We start from the raw sequence: 17,756 nt of genomic DNA, 5'->3' as shown, positions 1-17,756 counted from the left end.
CATGGATCACCACAATCCATGCGCCTGCGTACAAAGCGCCGCGATTAGTGGCAATGCGGCAACGAAGCCGGAACGATGCCGAAACAAAAAGGGCGGTGCCAACCGATCCGGCACCGCCCCCGAGGCGTCGCGATTGGCTACGGCAGCACGCTCAGTGCGCAGCCTCCCCGCCCACCAGGGCCGGCAGGCGATTGCCTTGCTCGTCGATCTGCAGCGGGCCGGTGCCCGAGAACCGATCGAGCGCCAGATAGATCACCGGCGTGATGAACAGCGTGATCACCTGCGAGAACAGCAGGCCGCCCACCACCGCCAGGCCCAGCGGCTGGCGCAGCTCGGCGCCCGCGCCCAGGCCGAGCGCCAGCGGCAACGCGCCCATCACGGCGGCGAAGGTCGTCATCATGATCGGGCGGAAGCGCAGCAGGCAGGCCTGCCGGATCGCGCGCGCCGGGGCCATGCCCTGCTCGCGCTGCGCCGCCAGCGCGAAGTCGATCATCATGATGGCGTTTTTCTTGACGATCCCGATCAGCATCAGCACGCCGATGGTGGCGATCAGCGACAGCTCCACGTCGAAGAGGAAGAGCGTCAGCAGCGCGCCAACGGCTGCGGACGGCAGGCCGGCCAGGATGGTCAGCGGGTGGATGTAGCTCTCATACAGCACGCCCAGCAGCGTGTAGATCACCGCGAGCGCTGCCACCAGCAGCAGCACCTGCGTAGCCTGGGACGACTGGAACACCGCCGCATCGCCGCCCCAGCTCGTGAAGATCGAGCCAGGCATGGCGATCTCTTGCTTGTAGGCATCGATCTTGGCGGAGGCCGCGCCCAGCGCCGCGCCCGGCGCGAGGTTGAACGACACCGTCACCGAGGGTAGCTGGCCCTGGTGGTTCACGGCAATCGGCCCGACCCGGCGCTCGGTAGTGGCGAAGGCTGAGATCGGCACCATCTGCCCGGTCTTGCTGCGCACGTAGATCTTGGAGAACGCGGTCTCGTCGGCACGGTCGATATCGGCCGCCTGCAGGATCACGTAGTAGTTGTCGATCGGCGTGTAGATGGTGGACACCTGGCGCTCGCCAAAGGCGGAGTACAGCGCCTGGCGCACGTCCTGGATCTGCACGCCCAGCGCGTTGGCCTTGTCGCGGTCAATCGACAGCTGCGCTTCCAGGCCCGACTGCTGCGAATCGCTGGTGACATCGCGGAACAGCGTATCGGCGCGCATCTTGCCCATCAGCTTATCGGAGTACTCCTGCAGCTGGCCGGCCTTCACGCTTTGCAGCGTGTACTGGTAGCGGCTCTTGCTCTGGCGCCCGCCCAGGCGCAGGTTCTGCACCGGCGAGAAGTAGACGGCCAGGCCGGCGATGCCCGAGACGTCCTTGCGCAAAGACTCCACCACCTTGGCCATCTTGGGGCGCTCGCCCAGCGGCTTGAGCTCGATGAACATGCGGCCCGTGTTGATGGCGGGGGAGGGCCCGCCACCAATCGAGATCACGATGCTGCGCACCGCTGGGTTCTTGCGCATGCGCTCTGCCGCATCGCGCAGGCGGTCGGCCATGGCGTCGAAGGAAATATCCTGCGGGCCTTCGGCATTGACCTGGATCTGCCCGATGTCTTCTTCCGGGAAGAAGCCCTTGGGGATCATCACGAACAGCACCGCGGTCAGCACGAAGGTCAGGCCGGCCACCGCCAGTACCGACTTGCGGTGCGCCAGGCACCAGTCAAGCCCGCGCGCATAGCGGTGGAGCGTGAATTCGAACAGGTTCTCGAACCACTGGGTGGAGCGCAGCCCGATAGTCTGCTTCTGTACGATGGCCGGCGCGTGGCCGGCATCCGCGTGGTCGCCATAGGCATGTTGCGACTCGTCGATCGGCACGTTCTCGGCCGACAGGAAGCGCGCGCACAGCATCGGGATCAGCGTGAGCGACACCAGCGCCGATACCAGAATGGCCAGCGAGACCACCGCTGCGAACTCGTGGAACAGCAAGCCGATCACGCCCGGCATGAAGAAGATGGGGATGAACACCGCCACCAGCGAGATCGAGATCGAGAGGATGGTGAAACCCATCTCGCGCGAGCCGACCAGCGCGGCCTTGAGCGGCGGCACGCCCTCCTCGATATGGCGCACGATGTTTTCCAGCATCACGATGGCGTCGTCCACCACCAAGCCCACGGCGAGCGTGATGGCCAGCAGCGAGACATTGTCCAGGCTGTAGCCGAAGGCCTTCATCAGCGCCACCGTGCCGATCAGCGAGATCGGCAGCGACAAGGTGGGAATCAGCGTGGCGGCGGCGCGGCGCAGGAACAGGAAAATCACCATCACCACCAGCCCGACGGTCAGCGCCAGCGTGAACTGCACGTCGTGGATGGATTCGCGGATCGATTGCGAGCGGTCGTTGACCACCGCCACGTTGACCGAATCCGGCATCTGCTGGATCAGGCGCGGCAGCGCGTTCTTGATGGCGTCCACCACCGCCACCGTATTGGCATCCGGCTGGCGCAGCACGGCCAGCACGATCGAGCGCTCGTTGTTGAGCCAGCTGCCGGTCTTGATGGTCTCGACGCTGTCTTCCACTTCGGCCACGTCAGACAGCCGCACCAGCGCGCCGCTGGGCTGGCTGGCCACGATGATGTTGCGAAACGCGTCGGCGCTGGCAAGCTGGCGGTTGGCCTGGATGGTGAGCGTCTGGCGCGCGCCGTCCAGCGTGCCGACCGGTGTATTGGCGTTGGCACGGTTGAGCGCCGTGGCCAGCTCATCCAGCGTGAGGCCGCGCGCGGCAAGCGCGTCCGGGTGCGCGCGCACGCGCACGGCGAAACGCTTTTGCCCGAACACCTGCACCTGCGCCACGCCTGGCAAGGTGGCCAGGCTGGGCGAGATCAGGTTGTCGCCGAAGGCGTTGAGCTCGGCCAGGCTCATGGCCGGCGAGTTGATCGCCAGCAGCAGCACCGGCGCATCGGCCGGGTTGACCTTGCGGTACGACGGCGGCACCGTCATTTCGATCGGCAGCGCGCGCTGCGCGCGGAACAGGGCCGCTTGCACGTCCACGGCCGCGGCGTCGATGTCGCGGTCGTTGTTGAACTCGATGGTGATGCTGGAGTTGCCGAGCGTGTTCGACGAGCTGATCACCGACACGCCGGGAATGGTGGCGAACTGCTTTTCCAGCTGGGTCGCCACCGAGGCCGCCATGGTCTCGGGGCTGGCCCCGGGCAAGGTGGCCGTGACCTGGATCACCGGCGAGTTGAACGACGGCAACGCCGCGATCGGGATGGTGGGGTAGAGCGCGATGCCGGTGACGATCACTGCCAGGCATAGCAGGATCGTCATCACCGGGCGGCGGATACAAAGCTCGGACAGGGTCATGGTGTCAGTGCCCTGGGCTCAATGCCTGGCGTTGGCGTTGGTGTTGGCATCGGCGGCGGCGGCAGCGGCAGCGCTTGCCGCGCCGGCCTTGGCCGCGCGCGTCGCTTCCCGCACCATGCTGCCGGCGCGCAGGTTCTGCGCGCCTTCCACCACCACGCGTGTGCCGGGCGGCACGCCCTCGATCACGGCGGCGCTGGCGGTGGAGACCTGCACCTTCACCGGCATCGGCTTGACGCGGTTGTCCGCCTGCACGGCGTAGACAAAGCGGCCTTCCGGCCCCGTCACCACTGCCTGCGGCGGCACCGACAGCGCGTTCTTCAAGGTCTGCACCACGGCGTCCACGTTGGCATACGTCCCCGGCCACAGGCGCTGCTCGTCGTTGTCGAACTGCGCCTTGACGCGGATGCTGCCGTACTGCGGGTCCACCGTGTTATCCACAAAGCTGATCTTGCCGGTCACGGGGGTCTTGCTGCCGTCGTTGGGCAGCGCGGTCACGGCAACGGGGCCGGCGTGCAGGGCCTCGCGCAGCGCGGCGAGCTGGCGCTCGGGCAGGGTGAAGGTAACGGCAATCGGCTGCACCTGGGCGATGGTGACCATCGGCAGCGCGCTGTTGGGCAGCACCAGCGAGCCGGGGAACATGTTGATCACGCCGGTGCGCCCGCCGATGGTCGCGCGGATGGCGCCATAGCTGACCGCCACGCGGCTGGCCTCGATGGCGGCCTGGTCGGCGCGGATGGTCGCCTCGAAGCCATCGACCTTGGCCTGGGCCGTATCCACCGCGCTCCTGGAGATGAAATTGCGCTGCAGCAATTCATTGCTGCGCACCAGCGTGCGGCGGGCATCGGAGAGGTCGGCCTGGTCGCGCATCAACTGGGCTTGCGCCTTGGCGAGGTTGGCCTCGTCCATGCGGGTGTCCAGCGTGAAGAGCAGGTCGCCCGGCTTGACCGTCTGGCCTTCCTTGATATGCACTGTGCGCACGGTGCTGGACACTTGCGGGCGGATCTCGACCGTGGCGAGCGCGCTCACCGTGCCGTTGGCCGTCACCCGCAGCGGCACGTCGCCCTGCTGCACCGTGGCGGTGGCCACCACCACAACGGGCGGCGCCTTGGCCGCCGGCTTGGGCGCCGTCCAGGCACGCCAGCCGAACCATCCGCCAGCAGCCAGCGCGATCAAGACCGCGCCGAGCAACCAGGGCGAAACACCCTTGCCGGTACCCGTGGAAAAACTCCACTTAGCGTCGACGAAGCCCTTGGCCTGGTCGATCCCGTTCGTTTTCATGTGAGGACTCTCTTACAGTGCGCGCAAAATGCGCCCGCTCCCCGGTGGCCCGGCCTTCTGGGAAACCGGTGCCGCGCTGCGGAAAACCGCTAGTAGTACAGGATCAGGGGCGTTGAAGGCCAGTGCCCGCGCAATCCACGCCATTACAAACTATTACAGCGCGGAAGGAGCCTGCTTGTATCGAGAGCCAAACATTATCAGAAAAGCGGGGTCTGGCGGCCATTGCGTTGCCGGGTGTTGATGCTTTCTATCGACACATCGCGCGGTCCCGGCTCGATGACCACCGCGGCGCCGGCCTGGAGATCGCCGGGGGTGACCACGCTCAGGTAAATGCCGGAATAGCCGCTTTGCACCATATGCTTGATGGCATGGCGGTAGCCCATCACGGCGTTGAACTTGTAGCAGGGCTGGCGTGGCGACTCCACCCGGAGCACGACGTCGCCAATGCGCAGCAGGTCCCCCACCCACAGATCGGTCTCGAGCACGCCCTCCAGGGTCAGGTTTTCGCCCATGGCGCCGGGCACGAGCGGCTTCTCGGCCTCGGGCAGCCGCGCTTCCCGGCGGCGCGCGTTCCACCAGGCGTAGTGTTCGGCCGGGTAGGCGTAGAGCGCCTTGTCCAGGCCGCCGTGCACGCTCAGGTCAGCCTGTTCGTCGCCCGCCAACCCCAGCGGGCGCACCGCCACCGACAGTGGGTGCAGCAAGGTGCTGAGCGGATGCTTGCGGATCCCGGACATCACCACCGCCTCGGTGCCCACCGCCGCCACGAAGAGCGGGACCGCCTTGCCAACGCTGATGGCGATGAGGCGCATGCCGTTGGATATGCTCATGCCGTCTCCTTGATCCTGTGTCCCTCATCTTAGCGCCGGGGTTTTCCAAACAGAGGTATCAAGCGGCTGCAGCGTGTGCGGCGCCGCACGGCTGGCGGCTCTGTCCAGCGGGTTGGTGAGCCGGCTGGCTCAGGCCTGCTGCCGCGCCGTCTCGCGCAGGCACCAGCGCTGCCCCAGCACCCGAGCACGCTGCGACACCACCAGCGCCAGCAGCATCAGCGCTGCCGCCCCCCAGTGCAGGGAGTCGGCGCCAGCGGTCGCGTAGATCGCCGCACCGCCCATCGCGCCCAGGGCCTGGCCGAGGTAGATGGAAGACGAGTTCAGCGAAATCGATACCGCCGCGCGCTCCGGCGCCAGCGCTACCAGCCGCGCCTGCTGCGCGCTGTTGGTGGCAAAGCCGCCAACACCCCACAGCATGAAGATCAGCACCAGCGCCACCGGCCCCAGTGTCGCCAGCGGCCACAGCAGCATGGCCGCCAGCGAGGTCAGCATGGCGGCCTGAACGATGCGCGCGGGCGTGGCCCGGTCCATGCGCGACGCCGCCAGCACATTGCCGCTAACGCCGCAGGCGCCGTAAGCCAGGAACATCAGGCTGAGCGCGCCGCCGCTGATGCCATGCACGTCGCGCAGCAGCGGGGCAATATAAGTAAACAGCGTGAACATCCCGGCCGACTGGATCATGGTGGTGGCCACCACCAGCACCATCGGCGTGTGCCGCAGCACCGCGCCCCAGGCTGCCCGGCCCGCCGGTTCCACATACAGCCGCGGCGGCAAGGCCCGCCACACACCCACCGACGCGCCCAGCGCCAGCAAACCCACCAACCCCATGCTGAAGCGCCAGCCCAGCGTGCTGGCGATCCACGTCCCCATTGGCACGCCCACCACGCTGGCCACGCTCCAGCCCAGGAAGACAAAGCTGATGGCGCGCCCGCGCGTCTGCGCGTTGACCAGCAACGGCAGGGTGGCGGCGGCTTGCGGGGTGAAGATGGCCGCGCCGATCGCGCTCAGCAAGCGGATCGCCATCAGGCTGGCAAAGCTCGGCGCGAAGGCCGCGGCCAGGTGCATCGCGGCATAGACCAGCAATGAGCCCGCCAGCAGCTGCCGGCGGTCGATGCGCGAGCCTAGCGTGGCGAACAAGGGCGCGCCGACGCAGGTCGCCAGCGCGAACACGGAGATCAACTGGCCTGCGGTGCCGGCGCCAAGCTGGAAATCCCCGGCAATGTCATTGAGCATGCCGGTGACGATCATCGCGCCGGTACCGATGACAAAATTGCCAAGGCACAGCATCATGAGCCTGGGATCCATGGCGACGGGGGCGGAGAAGGCGGTGGGTAGGACGAGAAACGCGGCCAGAGGCCGCGCGGGAAGTCCGAGTGTAGCGGTTTTGCCCGGTTCGCGTTGAGCGTAGCGCACTCGCCTGCGGGGCGGGCGCCTGCGGGCTAGCGCTTAGCGCGACAGCGCCGGGGTCAGCGCCTTGGGATTGGCGATGCTGTCATGCTTGCCGCTCAGCACATCGAGGATGTTCTGGAAAGCGATGCGGAAGTACAGCTCATAGCTTTCGCGTTCGACATAGCCCAGGTGCGGCGTGCAGATACAGTTTTCCATGCGCAGCAGGGCATGGCCCTGCAGGATGGGCTCGGACTCGAACACATCCACCGCCGCCATGCCGGGGCGGCCGCGGTTGAGCGCGGCCAGCAGGGCGTTTTCCTCGACCAGCTCGGCGCGGCTGGTGTTGACGAACAGCGCGGTGGGCTTCATGCGGGAGAAGTCGGCCAGCTTGACCAGCCCGCGGGTCTCGTCACTCAGGCGCAGGTGCAGCGACAACACGTCGCTGTCGGTAAACAATTGCTCCTGCGACTCGGCCACGGCCAGGCCGTCCTCGCGCGCGGCTTTCTGCGAGTTCTCGCGTCCCCATACCAGCACATTCATGCCGAAGGCGCGGCCGTAGCCCGCCAGCAGCTTGCCGATCTTGCCGTAGCCCCAGATCCCGAGCGTCTGCCCGCGCAGCACCTGGCCCAGGCCGAAGTTGGGCGGCATGGTGGTGGACTTGAGCCCGGACTGCTGCCAGGCGCCATGCTTGAGGCTGGCCACGTACTGGGGAATGCGGCGCTGGGCCGCCATGATCAGGGCCCAGGTGAGTTCGGCCGGGGCCACGGGCGAGCCCGCGCCTTCAAGCACCGCCACGCCGCGCTCCGTACAAGCCTCGACATCCACATGGCCGCCAACGCGACCGGTCTGGCTGATGATCTTGAGTTTGGGGAGTTTTTCCAGCAGTTGCCGGTTGATGCGCGACCGTTCGCGGATAAGCACCACGGCTTCCACGTCGGACAGGCGTGCCGCCAGCTGGCCAACGCCCTTGACGGTGTTGTTGAACACCTTGACGTCATGGCCATCGAGCAGGCTGAAGCACGACAGCTTGCGAACGGCATCCTGATAATCGTCGAGTACGGCAATCTTCATCGGAAACTCTATTTTGGCTATCGCAAGGTGCGCACACCCACATTGCCGCGCACCCATCAACGTTATAGTTTTAGCATCTGCCGCCCGACACCGCACCGAGTGCCGCACGCAGCGGGAACAATCCCGCGCGACGCGAAAGTGAGCCGGCGGACAGACAAACGAGACAATACGGCATGGCCCGGAATCGCGCACAAACATTGCTGCGGAGCAAAAAACAGCGGCGAGCGGCGGTGGTATCCTTGCCGGTTCCGGTGCCGCCCCAGATTGTCGGTCGAGCCTTGCTCCCGTCACCCGGGCCACGCCGGACAAAGCCTGCCCGGCCCTGCCACAGGCGAAGCGCCACTGTAGCGCAGCAGCGGGGCTTGTCGCGACCTTTTGCGCAGTTCCGGTCGCTGCGCAGTTGTAACGGGATGTGACGATCCTGGCCTGAGCCGCCCTACCCGGCCCGGTGCGGAACCAGCGGCGAATTGCCGCGGTCTGCCCAGGTCATGGGGCGCTGCCAGCCGTCTTCCGACCGCGGCAACCGGCCTGGCTTTGCAAGATTTCCTTTACGCTTTGGAGTAGCAGTATGAACCACCCCGCCATGCAGGGCACGCCCGCACTCAACGTACCGGCCTGGGTCAAGCACCAGAAGCTGGTCGCCTGGGTGGCCGAGTTCGCGGCCCTCGCCAAACCCGACAATATCTACTGGTGCGACGGCTCGCAGGAAGAGTACGACCGCCTGTGCGAGCAGATGGTCGCCGCCGGCACCATGAAGCGCCTGAACCCGGCCAAGCGCAAGAACTCGTTCCTGGCGCTGTCCGACCCGTCCGACGTGGCGCGTGTGGAAGACCGCACCTTCATCTGCTCGCAGAAGAAGGAAGACGCCGGCGCCACCAACAACTGGACCGCACCGGCTGAAATGCGCCAGACGCTGTCCGGCCTGTTCGATGGCTGCATGCGCGGGCGCACGCTGTACGTGGTGCCGTTCTCGATGGGCCCGCTGGGCTCGCCGATCGCCCACATCGGCGTGGAACTGTCGGATTCGCCGTACGTTGCCGTCAATATGCGCATCATGACCCGCATGGGCCGCGCCGTGTTCGACGTGCTGGGCACCGATGGCGAGTTCGTGCCGTGCGTGCACACCGTGGGCAAGCCGCTGGCTGCCGGCGAGAAAGACGTGGCCTGGCCGTGCAACCCGACCAAGTACATCGTCCATTTCCCGGAAACGCGCGAAATCTGGTCGTATGGCTCGGGCTACGGCGGCAACGCCCTGCTGGGCAAGAAGTGCTTCGCGCTGCGCATTGCTTCCACCATGGGCCGCGACGAGGGCTGGCTGGCCGAGCACATGCTGATCCTGGGCGTGACCTCGCCGGAAGGCAAGAAGTACCACGTGGCCGCCGCGTTCCCGTCGGCCTGCGGCAAGACCAACTTCGCCATGCTGATCCCGCCCAAGGGCTTCGAAGGCTGGAAGGTCACCACCATCGGCGACGACATCGCCTGGATCAAGCCGGGCCAGGACGGCCGCCTGTACGCCATCAACCCGGAAGCCGGCTACTTCGGCGTGGCCCCGGGCACCAGCGAGAAGACCAACTTCAACGCGATGGCTACGCTGAAGGAAAACGTCATCTTCACCAACGTGGCACTGACCGATGACGGCGACGTGTGGTGGGAAGGCATGAGCAAGGAAGCCCCGGCGCGCCTGATCGACTGGCAGGGCAAGGACTGGACCCCGGCCATCGCCAAGGAAACCGGCGCCAAGGCTGCCCACCCGAACGCCCGCTTCACCGCCCCCGCAGTGCAGTGCCCGTCGATCGACGATAACTGGGACAACCCGGCTGGCGTCGCCATCGATGCGTTCATCTTCGGCGGCCGCCGCTCCACCACCGTGCCGCTGGTGACCGAGGCTCGCAACTGGACCGAAGGCGTCTACATGGCCGCCACCATGGGCTCGGAAACCACCGCCGCCGCCGCTGGCCAGCAAGGCGTGGTGCGCCGCGACCCGTTCGCCATGCTGCCGTTCTGCGGCTACAACATGAGCGACTACTTTGGCCACTGGCTGACGCTGGGCAAGAAGCTGGAAGCGTCCGGCGCCAAGCTGCCGGGCATCTACTGCGTCAACTGGTTCCGCAAGGATGAGGCCGGCAACTTCGTGTGGCCGGGCTTTGGCGAGAACATGCGCGTGCTGTCGTGGATGATCGACCGCGTCGAAGGCCGTGGCAAGGGCACCGACCACGTGTTCGGCACCTCGCCCGGCTTCGAGGACCTGAACTGGGAAGGCCTGGATTTCACCAAGCAGCAGTTCGAGCAGGTCACCTCGATCGATCGCGCCGCCTGGCAACAGGAGCTGGCGCTGCATGACGAGCTGTTCACGCAGCTCAAGCACAACCTGCCGCAAGCCCTGGTGGATGCCAAGTCCGCGCTGGCCAAGCGCCTGGCTGCCTAAATAACAGGCACATCCGCCGAAGCCGTCGAACAGGCCAAAGCCCACTCCATCAAACGGGGGTGGGCTTTTTTCATTGGGACCCGGCCGGTCCGCCCTCCGTGCTCCCTTGCTCCACAGCGAACTTCACCAGCTCCGCGCGGCCTTCGATGCCCAGCTTGCGCCGCAGGTTGAGCCGGTGGGTCTCGATGGTGCGCACCGACACGCCCAGCGCGGCGGCAATGTCCTTGTTGGCCTGGCCGCGGCCGATGCAGTTGAAGATGTCGCGCTCGCGCGGGGTGAGCGCATCGAGCGGCCCGGCGGCCGGGCTTTGCTCGGCCATGCTGCGGGCAATGCGGGCGCTGTAGAAGACGCGGCCTGCCAGCACCGCGGCAATGGCGGCCATCAGCTCGTCGGCGGGCGCATCCTTGAGCACATAGCCGCGCGCGCCGGCGCGAATCGCCTGGCGCACGTATTCGAGGTTATCGTGCATCGACACGATCAGCACGGCCAGCTCCGGATAGTCCTCATGCAGCGCGGCGGCCAGCGCGATGCCGCCCATGCCGCGCATGCCGATATCGGTGATGACCAGTTCAGGCATCTGCTCGGCGCTGGCCCGCGCCAGCCAGGCCAGCGCGGCCTCGCCGTCGTCGGCTTCGCCCACCACCGCAAGCTCGGGCTGCAGGGCAAGGCGCATGCGCATGCCGTCGCGCACCAGCGCATGGTCGTCGATCAGCAGGACGCGGGCGGGGGCGGAGGTCATGAGTGGGGGTTTCCTTGTCAATCTGGCGAATCCGGCGAATCCGGGTTGTGGCGTGTGGCCGACTGCGCCGGCACCACCGGCACCACCGCGCTCAACCGGGTCGAGCCCGGCCCGGAGACGATATCAAACTCGCCGCCCAGCGCGGCGATGCGCTCGCGCAGGTTGCGCAGGCCGATGCCGCGCTTCGGATCGAGCTGCATGCGCGCCACGTCAAAGCCGGCGCCGTCATCCTGCACGGTCAGCCGGGTAGCGCTGGCATCGAACGCCAGCACCAGCGTGACATGGCGCGCATGCGCATGCCGCTCCACATTGGTCAGCGCTTCCTGGGCGATGCGATAGAGGGCCGTGGCCTGCTCGTCGGCGAGTTCGCGCGGCTTGCCCGTGTGCGACACGGAAATCCGCAGCCCGCTGCCTTCCTGCATCTCGCGTGCCAGGTGCTCCAGCGCGGCGAGCAGGCCAAGGTCATCAAGCAGGGCAGGGCGCAGGTTGCGCGCCACCCGGCGCACCTCGTTGAAGACCGTATCCAGGCGGACCAGCGCCGTGCCGAGCACGGGCGCCACCGACTGGCCTTGATCCGGGGCCATGCGCAGGCGGTTGGCGGCTGTCTCCAGCAGCAGCTTGACCGACACCAGCAACTGGCTGATGCCGTCGTGCAGCTCGCGCGACAGCCGCGCGCGCTCCTCTTCCTGCGACTGCACCACACGCTGCGCCAGCTGCCGCAGCTTGGCGTCGGCCTCGCGGTGCTCGCTCACATTGAGCGCCAGGCCGCTGGCGGCCACCAGCAGGATGCTGATCGCGGCAATCACCCCGATCCACGCCATGGTTTCGCGGATATCGGTCTCCGCCCGCGCATCGAGCTGGCGCAGGGTGCGCTCCACGTCGTCGAGATAGATGCCGGTGCCCAGCATCCAGTTCCACTCCGGCACGGCGACCACGTAGCCCAGCTTGGGGGCCAGTTGCTGCGAGGACGGCTTTCTCCACATATAGCGCACCGACCCACCGCCGGAGCGGGCTGCGGCGATCAGCTTCTGGATGGTGAGCGCGCCCTGCGGGTCTCGCAGGCTCCATAGATCCTGTCCGACCAGCTCAGGCTGGCGCGGGTGCATCAGGTTGCGGCCTTGCAGGTCATAGAGAAAGAAGTAGCCGTCGGGGCCGTAGTCCAGGCGCGCCAGGGCCTGCATGGCGGCATCACGGGTGGCCGCATCGTTGTGGCCCGAGCGCACCATCGGCGCGATCGCGCTTTGCGCCAGTTCTACGTAGTGGCGCAGCTCGACCTCCTTGCTCTGCAGGTAGGCCGCCTCGACCAGGGCGCGCTCGTGACTTGCCAGCTGGGTGGCTTGGTAGCGCACGGCCAGCGCGATGCCGAACATGGCCACAGCGAGCGGCGCGACGGCCAACAACAGGATTTTCTGACGGAGTTTCATCGGGACCGGGTAAACACGGATGACGCGCAAGCGGCATGCGAGCGTCGATCTGCGTAGTAATACGCAGCATCGCTGCGTAGTTCCGCGCTTGTGCCGCCAGGGACGGGTGTCAATACTACACGCCGGACGCGCGCGCGCCGTGCAAGCGGCGTAATGCATGTGTCCTGCGCAGTGGGTGCGGCTAGCGTCATGCTGTTTGCATCGCCCGCCTGCGACGACCAGATCCGGATCTTGCGAGACTTACCGGGCGTCGACGGAGACATGGCAGGGACCATCCCGCCACCCACCCCTCCGCCCGCCGCCACCAGGGGACGCCGCCCAGGCGCCCCCCCTTGCTTCCGGCACCTGCCGCCGCCGGCATTCCTAAAAATGGTCTGAGGAGACCCTCATCATGAATCGCATCGGGCAACACCTGGTGTGGCTGGCCGTCGCCATCCTTGGCGCCTTCGCCTTTGCCACCGTTGCACTGTCTCGCGGCGAAGCCGTCAGTGCCTTGTGGATCGTGGTCGCCGCGATCTGTATCTATCTGATCGCCTACCGCTACTACAGCAAGTTCATCGCCGAGAAGGTGATGCAGCTCGACCCCAAGCGCATGACGCCGGCCTGGCGCCACAACGACGGGCTGGACTACGTGCCGACCAACAAGGCCGTGCTGTTCGGCCACCACTTCGCCGCCATTGCCGGCGCCGGCCCGCTGGTGGGTCCCGTGCTGGCCGCGCAGATGGGCTATATGCCCGGCATGCTGTGGATCCTGGCGGGCGTGGTGTTTGCCGGGGCGGTGCAGGACTTCATGGTGCTGTTCATCTCCACGCGCCGCGACGGCCGCTCGCTGGGTGACCTGATCAAGTCCGAGATGGGCACGGTGCCGGGCATGATCGCGCTGTTCGGCTGCTTCATGATCATGATCATCATCCTGGCGGTGCTGGCGCTGATCGTGGTGAAGGCGCTGGCGGGCTCGCCCTGGGGCACGTTCACGGTGGGGGTGACGATTCCTATCGCCCTTTTCATGGGCATCTACACGCGCTACATCCGCCCGGGCCGCATCGGCGAGGTGTCGGTGATCGGCTTCGTGCTGCTGATGCTGGCCATCATCGGTGGCCAGTACGTACATGAGAGCGCTGTGCTCGCGCCGCTGTTTACCTACGACGGCAAGGCACTGACGTGGATGCTGATCATCTACGGCTTTATCGCCGCCGTGCTGCCAGTGTGGCTGCTGTTGGCCCCGCGCGACTATCTCTCCACTTTTTTGAAGATCGGCACCATCATCGCGCTGGCCATCGGCATCCTGATCGTGGCGCCGGAGCTGAAGATGCCGGCGTTCACCCAGTTCGCCAAGGGCGGCGGCCCGGTGTGGTCGGGCAACCTGTTCCCGTTCCTCTTCATCACCATCGCCTGCGGCGCGGTGTCGGGCTTCCACGCGCTGATCTCCTCGGGCACCACGCCCAAGCTGCTTGAGAGCGAAGCGCATATGCGCTTTATCGGTTACGGCGCGATGCTGGCCGAATCGTTCGTGGCCATCATGGCGCTGGTCGCGGCCTCGGTGATCGAGCCGGGTGTGTACTTCGCCATGAACAGCCCGGCAGCCGTGATCGGCACCTCGCCGGAGTCGGTGGCACAGGTGGTGTCAGGCTGGGGCTTCGTGATCACGCCGGATGTGCTGATCCAGACCGCCAAGGACGTTGGCGAGAACTCCATCATCTCGCGCGCCGGCGGCGCACCGACGCTGGCGGTGGGGATTGCCCACATCCTGCATCAGGTGGTGGGCGGCCAGGCCATGATGGCCTTCTGGTACCACTTTGCCATCCTGTTCGAAGCGCTGTTCATCCTGACCGCGGTGGACGCGGGTACCCGCGCCGGGCGCTTCATGCTGCAGGACCTGCTGGGCAGCTTCGTGCCCTCGTTCCGCCGCACCGACTCGCTGCCGGCCAACCTGATCGCCACCGCGCTGACCGTATCGTTCTGGGGCTACTTCCTGTACCAGGGCGTGGTTGACCCGCTTGGCGGCATCAACACGCTGTGGCCGCTGTTCGGCATCTCCAACCAGATGCTGGCTGCGGTGGCGCTGGTGCTCGGCACTTGCGTGCTGGTCAAGATGAAGCGCGGGCAGTACGCCTGGGTCACCCTGGTGCCCACCATCTGGCTGCTGATCTGCACGCTGACCGCCGGCTGGCAAAAGCTGTTCGACGCCGATCCCAAGGTCAGCTTCCTGACCCACGCGGCCAAATTCAGCGACGCCATCGCCCAGGGCAAGGTGCTGGCCCCGGCCAAGTCGATGGAGCAGATGCACCGCATCGTCTTCAATGACTATCTGGATGCCGGGCTGTGCGCGCTGTTCATGTTCGTGGTGCTGTCGATCGTGTTCTACGGCTTCAAGACCGCGATGAAGGCACGCGCGGAGAACCGGCCAACCGACCGCGAAACGCCGTTCGAACCGATGCCGGCTTCGGCTTCGGCGCAGCATTGAGTGCGTGCGCTGGCCACCGGCCAGCGCCGACCCGATATCCGGATTGGATTTGGATTTGGATTTGGAAACAGGAGATCCATCATGCTCGAGCAACTTGGAACCATGGGACGCTATCTGGGCCAGTCCCTGCGCCTGATGGTGGGTTTGCCGGACTACCAGACCTATGTGGCGCACATGGAGGCCACCCACCCCGAGCGCGAGCCCATGACCTACGAGGCGTTCTTTCGCGAACGGCAGGAGGCCCGCTACGGCGGCGGGCAGGGAAAATGTTGTTGATCTGCACGTGGCACGCGGGGTTCGCTTAGGGCGGATGCGTGTGCGCGTAGCTGCACAACAGTCCTAACGCCGTAGTAACTCCGCGCTTCACGCCGTTAAAGAACGGGCCGCCAATTCTGGCGGCCCTTTTACGTTTCTGCAGCGGTTACAGGGTCTTACACGTGGTTACAGCAAGCTCGCGGCTACATCTCTACACTTGCGCCACAGTTGCTCAACCCAAGGAAGAAGAACATGTCTCGGCATCCCGTTCGCAGTTTCACCCTGGCCATCGCCCTGGCGGCATCCGCGCTGCCGGTGTTTGCGGGCGATATGAATAATGCCCTCGGCGGCGCACTCGGCGGTGTCGCTGGCGCGGCGGTTGGCGGCGCGCTTGGCGGCTCGACCGGTGCGGTGATCGGCGGCGCGGTTGGCGGCGGCGCAGGCGGCGCGGTTACGTCCAACCGCCGCGAGCGCACTGGCGCCATCATCGGCGGCGCGCTGGGCGGCGGCGCGGGCACGGCAGCGGGCAACGCCATGGGTGGGCGCACCGGCGGCCTGCTGGGTGCAGCGGTTGGCGGCGGTGCAGGCGCGGCGCTGGGCGGCAACGTCTCGCGCAGCAACTCCTACGCTGACGAACGCGGCCGCGGCTACCGCGACGACCGCTACTACCGCAGCGGCTACAAGCGCAAGCACGGCCGTGGCCACCACCATCACGACGACTGATCTGCCTGGCGCAGGCGGGGATCATCCCCCGCCCGCCGGCGGCCGGACTGCGATGCCGGCAACAAGAACGGGCCATGACTGGCCCGTTTTTTTGTGCCGTGATTTATGCCGCCGCGGCCCGAAAACCTCGCCGGGGGTATCATGCATCACTCGACACCCGTAAGCGTGTACAACAACGCGGTGCCCTAAAAGCAAACACGCCCGTACCGGCGCGGTACGGGCGTGTCCTCCAGTTAGTACGGAGAAGGCGCTTTCGCACCCTCCCCGTCGGCCTGTGGAGATCAGCCGAAAGGGGTGGAACCACTTTGGGACGTGGTTCCCGCCGACAGGGCGCCTGAATTACAGGGCGGCAGCGCCGTCGCTGAATACGTCGAACTTGCCGGCCTTAGCGCCGTCGGTGTACGGGTCGAACTTGCCAACGCGGGCACCGTCCGTGAACGCGTCGAACTTGCCGGCACGGGCGCCGTCGGTGAAGCTGTCGAACTTGCCGGCGCGGCCGCCGTTGCTGTAGACCGAGGTCTGGGTGGCGCGGGCGCCATCGGTGTATGGGTCGAACTTGCCGGCCTTGGCAAAGGCGGGGGCGGCAGTCAGGGCGGCTGCGAGCGTGGTGGCAGCGGCGATCAGGGCGAAACGTTGGCTTTTCATGATTGAATCCTTTCCACAGGCGGGACACCTGGTTTTCTCAGCAGCCTTCGCTGCAATGCGGCATCCGATGGCGTCATATTAGGCATTTCCCTGATATGAATAAAGATTGCCTCCGACAATGATTAGTTGTAGTTTTAACAATAAATGGCGCACTTTCCGTAAAAGTTCGCGGGCAAGACTGGAGACTATGTCATGGACCGGTTGCAATCGATGCGCGTCTTTTCCAAAGTGGTTGAACTGGGCAGCTTTGCTCGTGCGGCGCAACAATTGGAAATGTCCAATGCCGTGGTCACGCGCTACGTAGCCGACCTGGAGAGCCACCTTGGCACGCGGTTGCTGAACCGCACCACCCGCAGCCTGTCGCTGACCGACGCCGGGGAGACCTACCTGCAGCGTTGCCAGCAGATCCTGGAAGATGTGGAGGAGGCCGAATCGGTGGTGACGGCGCGCAGCCAGTCGCTCTCGGGCACATTGCGGCTGGTGGCGCCGGTGATGTTCGGCCTGCACCTGCTGCCCGCCACGCTGGCACGTTTCCAGGCCCTGTATCCCGAGGTGGTGTTCGACGTGCTGTTATCGGACCGTATCGTCGATATCGTCGAAGAGGGGCGCGACGTAGGCGTGGTGTTGTCCGACCTGGGGCTGGGCTCGCACCTGGTGGCGCGCCCGCTGATCTCGGCAGAGATCATCCTGTGCGCCTCGCCAGGCTACCTGCGCCAGCACCCGCCGCTGCGCCAGGCGCACGAACTGACCAACCACCGCTGCATCGCGATGCGCATCCCCACAGCTGAGCACGAATGGACGCTGTCGGGCCCGGAGGGCGAGGTAACGGTACCGATCCGCCCGGGCCTGCTGTGCAGCAATGCCGAGTTGGCGCACCAGGCGGCGCTGGCCGACATGGGTGTGGCGATGCTGTCTGCCTATCTGGCGCGGCCGAATATCGAAGCGGGGCGGTTGACGCACATCCTCCAGCAATACCGACTGCCGAAGCGCGATGTCAGCGTGGTCTATCCCAGCCGCAAGTTCCTGCCGACCAAGGTCCGCGCCTTTATCGATTTCCTGCTCGAAGAGGGCAAGATCCGCAGCGACAACCAATAAGGGGAACGCAGGATCGAGGGCTACTGAAGGGGGAAGGGAAGCGCGGAGCCAGCAGGACGCCGGCTCCGCGAG

13 protein-coding genes are annotated in these 17,756 nt (G+C 66.3%); 5 read left to right on the top strand and 8 right to left on the bottom strand.

The window, feature by feature from the left end; all coding sequences use genetic code 11:
* Positions 1-151: 151 nt before the first annotated feature.
* From RR42_RS20555 to RR42_RS20535, 5 genes are all read right to left on the bottom strand, one after another.
* On the bottom strand, positions 152-3,349 hold the full coding sequence (locus tag RR42_RS20555) for an efflux RND transporter permease subunit (RefSeq protein WP_043350966.1): 3,198 nt from the start codon (positions 3,347-3,349) through the stop codon (positions 152-154).
* A gap of 18 nt (positions 3,350-3,367) precedes the next feature.
* Complete coding sequence (locus RR42_RS20550) at positions 3,368-4,627, bottom strand: efflux RND transporter periplasmic adaptor subunit (protein WP_043350963.1); 1,260 nt, start codon at positions 4,625-4,627, stop codon at positions 3,368-3,370.
* A gap of 197 nt (positions 4,628-4,824) precedes the next feature.
* Complete coding sequence (locus tag RR42_RS20545) at positions 4,825-5,454, bottom strand: MOSC domain-containing protein (RefSeq protein WP_043350960.1); 630 nt, start codon at positions 5,452-5,454, stop codon at positions 4,825-4,827.
* Positions 5,455-5,583: 129 nt separating this feature from the next.
* Positions 5,584-6,759 (bottom strand): MFS transporter, encoded by a 1,176-nt coding sequence (locus RR42_RS20540; RefSeq protein ID WP_043350957.1) that lies wholly within the window; start codon positions 6,757-6,759, stop codon positions 5,584-5,586.
* A gap of 141 nt (positions 6,760-6,900) precedes the next feature.
* Entirely contained in the window at positions 6,901-7,914 is a 1,014-nt protein-coding gene (locus RR42_RS20535; protein WP_043350953.1) for a D-2-hydroxyacid dehydrogenase family protein, read from the bottom strand.
* Positions 7,915-8,482: 568 nt separating this feature from the next.
* Between RR42_RS20535 and RR42_RS20530 the strand changes: the two genes are divergently transcribed.
* Complete coding sequence (locus RR42_RS20530) at positions 8,483-10,339, top strand: phosphoenolpyruvate carboxykinase (GTP) (RefSeq protein WP_043350949.1); 1,857 nt, start codon at positions 8,483-8,485, stop codon at positions 10,337-10,339.
* Positions 10,340-10,409: 70 nt separating this feature from the next.
* Here RR42_RS20530 and RR42_RS20525 read toward each other — a convergent pair whose 3' ends face one another.
* On the bottom strand, positions 10,410-11,078 hold the full coding sequence (locus tag RR42_RS20525; RefSeq protein WP_043350946.1) for a response regulator: 669 nt from the start codon (positions 11,076-11,078) through the stop codon (positions 10,410-10,412).
* A 17-nt stretch (positions 11,079-11,095) separates the two neighbouring features.
* On the bottom strand, positions 11,096-12,502 hold the full coding sequence (locus RR42_RS20520; protein ID WP_043350944.1) for a cache domain-containing protein: 1,407 nt from the start codon (positions 12,500-12,502) through the stop codon (positions 11,096-11,098).
* Positions 12,503-12,893: 391 nt separating this feature from the next.
* Between RR42_RS20520 and RR42_RS20515 the strand changes: the two genes are divergently transcribed.
* The 3 genes from RR42_RS20515 to RR42_RS20505 all read left to right on the top strand — a co-directional run bounded on the left by RR42_RS20515 (position 12,894) and on the right by RR42_RS20505 (position 15,944).
* Positions 12,894-14,966 carry a carbon starvation CstA family protein gene (locus RR42_RS20515; protein ID WP_043350941.1) on the top strand — a complete coding sequence of 691 codons (2,073 nt, stop codon included), beginning with the start codon at positions 12,894-12,896 and terminating at the stop codon, positions 14,964-14,966.
* 81 nt (positions 14,967-15,047) lie between these two features.
* Entirely contained in the window at positions 15,048-15,242 is a 195-nt protein-coding gene (locus tag RR42_RS20510) for a YbdD/YjiX family protein (protein WP_043350938.1), read from the top strand.
* A 231-nt stretch (positions 15,243-15,473) separates the two neighbouring features.
* Positions 15,474-15,944: a hypothetical protein gene (locus RR42_RS20505; protein WP_043350936.1), complete on the top strand. Its 471-nt coding sequence runs from the start codon at positions 15,474-15,476 to the stop codon at positions 15,942-15,944.
* A 339-nt stretch (positions 15,945-16,283) separates the two neighbouring features.
* Here RR42_RS20505 and RR42_RS20500 read toward each other — a convergent pair whose 3' ends face one another.
* Positions 16,284-16,589, bottom strand: a complete 306-nt coding sequence (locus RR42_RS20500; protein WP_043350935.1) for a hypothetical protein — start codon at positions 16,587-16,589, stop codon at positions 16,284-16,286.
* 192 nt (positions 16,590-16,781) lie between these two features.
* Here RR42_RS20500 and RR42_RS20495 point away from each other — a divergent pair, with 192 nt between their 5' ends.
* The gene (locus RR42_RS20495) at positions 16,782-17,684 is read left to right on the top strand and encodes a LysR family transcriptional regulator (RefSeq protein WP_043350932.1); all 903 of its coding nucleotides are present in this window, start codon (positions 16,782-16,784) and stop codon (positions 17,682-17,684) included.
* The last annotated feature ends 72 nt before the right edge of the window (positions 17,685-17,756 follow it).

Source organism: Cupriavidus basilensis, assembly GCF_000832305.1.
Taxonomy (GTDB): Bacteria; Pseudomonadota; Gammaproteobacteria; order Burkholderiales; family Burkholderiaceae; genus Cupriavidus; species Cupriavidus basilensis_F.
This window is presented reverse-complemented; position numbering and strand designations above follow the sequence as displayed.